The sequence below is a fragment of the Leeuwenhoekiella polynyae genome (assembly GCF_004104075.1).
GTDB lineage: Bacteria > Bacteroidota > Bacteroidia > Flavobacteriales > Flavobacteriaceae > Leeuwenhoekiella > Leeuwenhoekiella polynyae.
Window position 1 is genome coordinate 245,186 of the sequence record NZ_QOVK01000004.1, and the last position, 6,533, is coordinate 251,718.

At 37.3% G+C, this 6,533-nt stretch carries 6 protein-coding genes; 3 read left to right on the forward strand and 3 right to left on the reverse strand.

The window, feature by feature from the left end; translation table 11 throughout:
- Window positions 1–6 precede the first annotated feature (6 nt).
- The gene (locus DSM02_RS07715) at window positions 7–861 is read left to right on the forward strand and encodes a DUF3667 domain-containing protein (protein WP_128765071.1); all 855 of its coding nucleotides are present in this window, start codon (window positions 7–9) and stop codon (window positions 859–861) included.
- Here DSM02_RS07715 and DSM02_RS07720 read toward each other — a convergent pair.
- Both DSM02_RS07720 and truA read right to left on the reverse strand, forming a co-directional pair.
- Complete coding sequence (locus DSM02_RS07720) at window positions 858–2,627, reverse strand: ABC transporter ATP-binding protein (RefSeq protein ID WP_128765072.1); 1,770 nt, start codon at window positions 2,625–2,627, stop codon at window positions 858–860. The genes DSM02_RS07715 and DSM02_RS07720 overlap by 4 nt on opposite strands.
- Window positions 2,617–3,408 (reverse strand): tRNA pseudouridine(38-40) synthase TruA, encoded by a 792-nt coding sequence (truA, locus tag DSM02_RS07725; protein ID WP_128765073.1) that lies wholly within the window; start codon window positions 3,406–3,408, stop codon window positions 2,617–2,619. Before truA ends, DSM02_RS07720 begins: the two co-directional genes overlap by 11 nt.
- 50 nt (window positions 3,409–3,458) lie before the next feature.
- Here truA and DSM02_RS07730 point away from each other — a divergent pair, with 50 nt between their 5' ends.
- Complete coding sequence (locus tag DSM02_RS07730; RefSeq protein ID WP_128765074.1) at window positions 3,459–3,965, forward strand: metallophosphoesterase family protein; 507 nt, start codon at window positions 3,459–3,461, stop codon at window positions 3,963–3,965.
- A 61-nt stretch (window positions 3,966–4,026) separates the two neighbouring features.
- On the opposite strand, the gene DSM02_RS07735 is transcribed toward DSM02_RS07730, so the two are convergent.
- The gene (locus DSM02_RS07735; RefSeq protein ID WP_128765075.1) at window positions 4,027–4,437 is read right to left on the reverse strand and encodes a DUF4293 domain-containing protein; all 411 of its coding nucleotides are present in this window, start codon (window positions 4,435–4,437) and stop codon (window positions 4,027–4,029) included.
- A gap of 206 nt (window positions 4,438–4,643) precedes the next feature.
- Here DSM02_RS07735 and rho point away from each other — a divergent pair, with 206 nt between their 5' ends.
- Window positions 4,644–6,392 carry a transcription termination factor Rho gene (rho, locus tag DSM02_RS07740; protein WP_128765076.1) on the forward strand — a complete coding sequence of 583 codons (1,749 nt, stop codon included), beginning with the start codon at window positions 4,644–4,646 and terminating at the stop codon, window positions 6,390–6,392.
- Window positions 6,393–6,533: the final 141 nt, after the last annotated feature.

A 6,533-nucleotide genomic window follows, 5' to 3' on the forward strand; every position in this document is an offset into this window, starting at 1 on the left:
ACTGTTATGAATATTGAAAAATCAGAAAGCAAACTGGTCGTAGTTGATTACTGCCGAAATTGCTCAAAAAATTTGAGTTCTAATGCTGTATTCTGTGATCACTGTGGTGGGAAAATTATTAAGAACAGAATTACCACAAAAAATCTACTCGAGGATTTTAACGATCGATTTTTGAGTATTGATGCTGCATTTCCTAAAACCTTCATCGCACTTTATAGAAATCCTGAAGATGTCATAGGTGGCTATATTAATGGCGTGCGAAAAAAATATATGTCTGCTTTTGGATATTTTGCGCTATCTCTTTCAATCGCTGGTATTTATGTTTTTATTCTCAGAGAATATTTTATGGATTCTATTTTTGAAAACATTTCATCTGAGACAATTCAAAATCAAGATCAGGCTCAGTTAGATTTTGTAAAACAATTTACTAATAGTATCAATGAGTATCAGGCATTATTAAGCATTCTCAGTATTCCTATTTTAGCCTTAATTTCTCGAATTGTTTTCTGGAATTATAAGCAATTTAATTATCTGGAGCATGTGGTAATTTACCTGTATGCGTTTAGCCACATCAACCTCACTGTTTACATTTTAGCAATTCTTACTATCTGGTCACCTTCAATCTATCTCTTTTTCAGTTTTGTGGGAACGATAGGCTACGTCATTTATTTGTGCTACGTACTTAAAAGGCTCTACGGCTTAAGTTTTAAAAAACTAATCTTAAAAACCTCCCTCTTTGCTCTTATAGGCAGCATCTTCTTTCTTATAATTTCAATACTAGTTGGAATTATAATGTTTAAAATGGGAATGCTTGACGAGCTCATAGAAAATATTAAAGCTGCCAACGAAGTAACAGGCTAAGCCGGCTGTTTATTTGCCGCAAACTGTACTTCGTGTAGATTGCGGTAATGACCATTCTCTACTTCGAGTAATTCTTTGTGACTACCCATTTCTACAATCTGGCCTTTTTCCATCACGATGATTTTATCGGCTTTTTTGATGGTTGCCAGTCGATGCGCAATAACAATTGAGGTACGCCCTTTTGTAATTTTATTAATCGCTTTCTGAATTAAATGTTCACTGTTAGAATCTACAGAAGAGGTTGCTTCATCCAATACCAGAATACTAGGATTACTCACATAAGCTCTCAAAAAGGCTATAAGTTGACGCTGACCACTAGATAACATTGCTCCTCGCTCTTTTACATTATAATGATATCCGTTAGGCAAACTAGATATAAAAGAATCTACACCTATTGCTTTGGCAGCAGCAATAACATCTGCTTCGGTGATATTCGGATTATTGAGGGTAATATTATTTAATATCGAATCTGCAAATAAGAAAACATCTTGCAGAACGACTGCTATCTCAGATCGCAAAGACGCAACTTCAACATCTTTTATATCAATCCCGTCAATTTTAATTACACCACTGTCTATTTCATAAAAACGCCCCAACAGATTAATAATTGTAGATTTTCCTGCACCGGTAGAACCTACAATTGCAACGGTTTCTCCAGCTTTGACTTCCAGGTTGATTCCGCGAAGAACTTCTTCATCAGCAACATAACTGAAACGTACATTTTCAAAACTTAGGTCTCCTTTGATGTTATTCAATACGTGAGTTCCTTCATCATCAATACGTGCATCAGTATCTAAAATTCCAAAAACACGATTTGCAGCGACCATTCCCATCTGCAGGGTATTGAATTTATCTGCAATCTGACGCAGCGGCGTAAATAACATTTGAGAAAACTGAATAAAAGCAGTAATTAAACCTATTGTGATCACATCGCTTTCTACCGCTCGTAAACCTCCGTACCACACCAGTAATCCGATTGTTATTGAAGTTACAACTTCGGCAATAGGGAAGAAAATAGAGTTGTACCACACGGTTTTATTCCACGCAGCCATGTGCTTTCTGTTGATCTCATTGAATTTATCCTGTTCAATTTCCTCACGAGAAAAAATTTGCACGATCTTCATACCGGTTACTCGTTCTTGCACAAACGAATTGAGATTAGCAACCTGCGTACGTACTTCTTCAAAAGCCACCTTCATTTTCTTCTGAAATACCCGCGTTGCATAAAGTATAAACGGAAGAATCACAAAAACAATTAGTGATAATTGCCAGCTTTTATACAACATAACCCCGGCAATAACCAGCATTTTAAGTAAATCACTAATAATCATAAACAGTCCCTGACTGAATATACTAGATATCGTTTCGATATCATTTACTGCACGAGTTACCAGACGACCTACAGCAGATTTATCGTAATACTGCATTTTAAAATAGATCATATGCTTGAAAAGTCGGGTTCTGATATCAAGTACCACTTGTTGTCCCAGCCAGTTTGCGAAGTAGATAAAAAGCAGTTGAAAAAGGGACTCTCCTATTAGCACCAGAAAACTCAAACCTATAAAATAGATCAGCGTATCCATATCTTTAGGCTGCATACCTTCATCCATCGCATATTCGATAAATACAGGACGTAATACTGCACAAATTGAAATGAGCACCGCTGATAGTGCCACAAAATACATGCGCATTTTATAAGGGCTTGTGTAACTCAAAAGTTTTTTAAACAACCCAAAATCAAATGCATTTCCTTTACTACTTGCCATAGGGTAAAAATATTTCTTCAGGATAGCGTACTTCTGTGAGGTATAAACCGTGTGCAGGAGCAGAAGCTCCAGCCTCAGAACGCGTTCTGCTTGCTATAATCGTTTTTAAATCTTGAGGATCTAACTTGCCTAAACCTACTTCAAGCAACGTTCCTACCACCGCCCGCACCATATTGCGTAAAAAACGGTCTGCACTAATTTTAAAAAGCAAGCTATTTTCTTGCTTGATCCACTGCGCTTCTACAATCTCACAAAGGTAAGTTTTAACGTCTGTATTAGAACGACTGAAACACTTAAAATCCTGCTTACCTAAAAGAAACTGCGCCGCTTCATTCATCTTATTCAAATCTAATTCTTTCTCAAAAAAATAAGATTGATTTACCATAAATGGAGTTTTAAACGTGTGCACCTTGTACACATAACTTCTTCTCGTAGCATCAAAACGCGCATGTGCTTCTTCAACTACTCGAAGTATGGAATTAACCGCGATTGCTTCCGGTAAAAAACGATTCAATCTAAACTGCAGGTGTTTGATTTCTTTCGGTGTCCAGGCTGCTTCATAATCAAAATGCACATACAATTGTGTCGCATGAACACCAGCATCGGTACGGCCCGCTCCTACTACACTCATTTCTTTGCGCAATAAAGTAGAAAGTGCCCCTTCTAAAACTTCTTGTACTGTAATACTTTGAGGTTGACGTTGCCACCCGTGGTAAGGCCCGCCATCATAAGCTATGTCTATAAAATACCGCAAGCGTTCTGTTTGTGATTGAAGCTGCAAAGATACATCTTTGCAAGAGGTCTTCTAATTTTGAGAATTCTTTATCTGATATGAAAAAAATACTGCTCCTTAGTGATACCCATAGTTATATTGACGAACGTGTTCTGGCTTACGCCGAAAAAGCCGATGAAGTCTGGCACGCAGGAGACATAGGGGACCTGGCTGTAACTGAAGCGCTGCAGAAAGTAAAACCTTTAAGAGCTGTTTTTGGAAATATTGATGATCACGAAATAAGAAAAGAGTTCCCACTGAACAATCGCTTTATTTGTGAAGAGGTAGATGTTTTAATAACGCATATCGGCGGATACCCCGGGAGGTATTCACCTGCAATTCGAGAAGAGCTAAGAGCCAATCCTCCTAAATTATTTATTTGCGGGCATTCTCATATTCTAAAAGTAATGCCAGACCGCAAACTCAACTTACTCCATATGAATCCTGGAGCCATAGGAAAACATGGCTTCCATAAAGTACGTACAATGCTACGCTTTACTGTAGATCAAGGTAAAATAGATAATCTCGAAGTTATAGAGATCAAACGTGAACCAGGTTATAACTAAAAAAACCCTGCTAGTTGGCATACTAGCAGGGCTTTCGCACTAATTAACTAAGATATTAGGTCTATCGCAACCGGTCAACAGATTTTACAAGATCCTCATCCCGCTTAATTGCCTTGTTTGCCAAAGCGATAAAAACGATAGAAATGATGGGGATTAGCATCCCAATACCCTTCTCTGGGGCCGCCGCCCCTCCAGATAAGATTTGCGACTGGTAAACCAATACACCTAGCAAAATAAAGTTCAATATTATATTCAATCTGCCCAGAACAAACTGAAGCTTCCTGTTTTTAAATAAAAAAATTGTTATTAAAGAAAGAAGAGTACTTCCAAAAAACAAAGCAACCAACTCTAAATGTGCTACTGCATAAACAGGTTCTCCTGTTGATGTGCTGTAAACCGGTATTGCAAAATGTAAACCGGCAGACACAATAGCTGCAAGAATTAAGTAAACACTCTGTATACGCTGAATCATTTCTTTCTTTAGTTGAGAGCGACAAAAATATAAACTTCTTTCAGACTATACTCATTTTAATAAAAAATATTGTTGTATAATTGCAATAGAAAGTGTAACCGCTTCTAAGTTGGTTACTTACTCGCCAAAAAATTTCTCAGATCTTCTCTCAAAATTTTTTGATCGCATTCAAATCAATTCAATACAGAAATTCATACTTATAGTTAATGTTTAATATTTCAGAATTAAAAGCCAAAAAGCTACCTGAATTACAGGAAATCGCTAAAGGCTTAGACATCCCTAAATACAGATCGCTTAAAAAACTGGATCTAGTCTATAAAGTTCTTGATCAACAAGCCGCAGATCCTAAGGCGGTTGCAGAAGTCATAGAAGAAACTTCATCTGATACTCCTGCAAAAGCAAAAGCTCCAGAAAACAAACCTGCATCTAAGAGCACCAATAAAAAAAGCACACGTCCTGCTGCTAAAGAAAGCAATAGCGATAAAAAACAGGACACAAAAAACACTCAGGCTGCTTCAGCTAAGAAAGAGGACAAGTCAGAAAACACACAGCGTAAACCAAGAAATCAGAAATCTGATAAAGACAATTCTCAGAAACCTGACAACAAAAAACCTGACGCTAAGCAATCTAAGCCTAGACCTCAAAAAGATGCTAATGCTGGCAATTCAAAAAGTCGCCCTAGCAAAGACAACAATACAAACGGTAATTCTAATTCTAACAACAATTCGAATAATAACCGTAACAACAGTAATAATCGCAATAATAATCGCAACAACTCTAACAATAACGACAGCGGGAATAAAGATACCCGCAATCGCTACAGAGAGCCAGATTATGAGTTTGATGGGTTAATAGAAAGTGAAGGTGTATTAGATATTATGCAAGACGGTTATGGTTTCTTGCGCTCTTCAGACTACAATTATTTATCATCTCCAGATGATATTTATGTTTCTCAGTCTCAAATCAGATTGTTTGGCTTAAAAACCGGAGATACTGTTCTTGGAGTCATTCGCCCTCCTAAAGAAGGTGAGAAATACTTTCCACTTATTAAGGTTTCAAAAATTAACGGTCTTGACCCAAGCGTAGTTCGCGATCGCGTCTCTTTTGAGCACTTAACACCTTTATTTCCGAAAGAAAAATTCAATATCGGAGAGCGTCAAAGCACAATCTCAACACGCATAATGGATCTTTTTGCTCCTATAGGAAAAGGACAGCGCGGTATGATTGTGTCGCAACCAAAAACAGGTAAAACCATGTTGCTTAAGGATGTTGCCAATGCTATCGCAGCTAATCACCCTGAAGTATACCAAATGATTTTACTGATCGACGAGCGCCCTGAAGAAGTTACCGATATGCAACGCAACGTAAAAGGCGAAGTAGTAGCTTCAACTTTTGATAAAGAAGCTCACGAGCATGTTCGCGTAGCCAATATCGTTCTTGAAAAAGCAAAGCGTCTTGTAGAATGTGGTCATGATGTTGTAATACTTCTTGATTCTATCACACGTCTTGCGAGAGCATATAATACCGTACAACCAGCTTCTGGTAAAATATTAAGCGGTGGTGTTGATGCAAATGCTTTACATAAGCCAAAACGTTTTTTTGGTGCTGCCCGAAATATCGAAAATGGAGGATCTCTTTCAATTATAGCTACAGCTTTAACTGAAACAGGATCCAAAATGGATGAAGTAATCTTTGAAGAATTTAAAGGTACCGGAAACATGGAACTTCAATTAGATCGTAAGATTGCAAACCGAAGAATCTTCCCGGCTATAGATCTTACTTCTTCAAGTACGCGACGTGATGATTTATTACTTAGTGATAACGCAATACAGCGTATGTGGGTAATGCGCAAATACCTCGCAGATATGAACCCTATTGAAGCTATGGAATTCATTAGCGATCGCATTAAACAAACTAAAAATAATGAAGAGTTCTTAATATCTATGAACGGGTAAAGAATCCAATTCATAAATCTGTCTAGTCCTAAATAAACGATACAGATTATTGATGGATTAAATTTATAATTTAAAGCTTGACGATTCTATTATCGTCAAGCTTTTTTGATTTATACCGTTTTGGTTTTATCTTATCTTGTT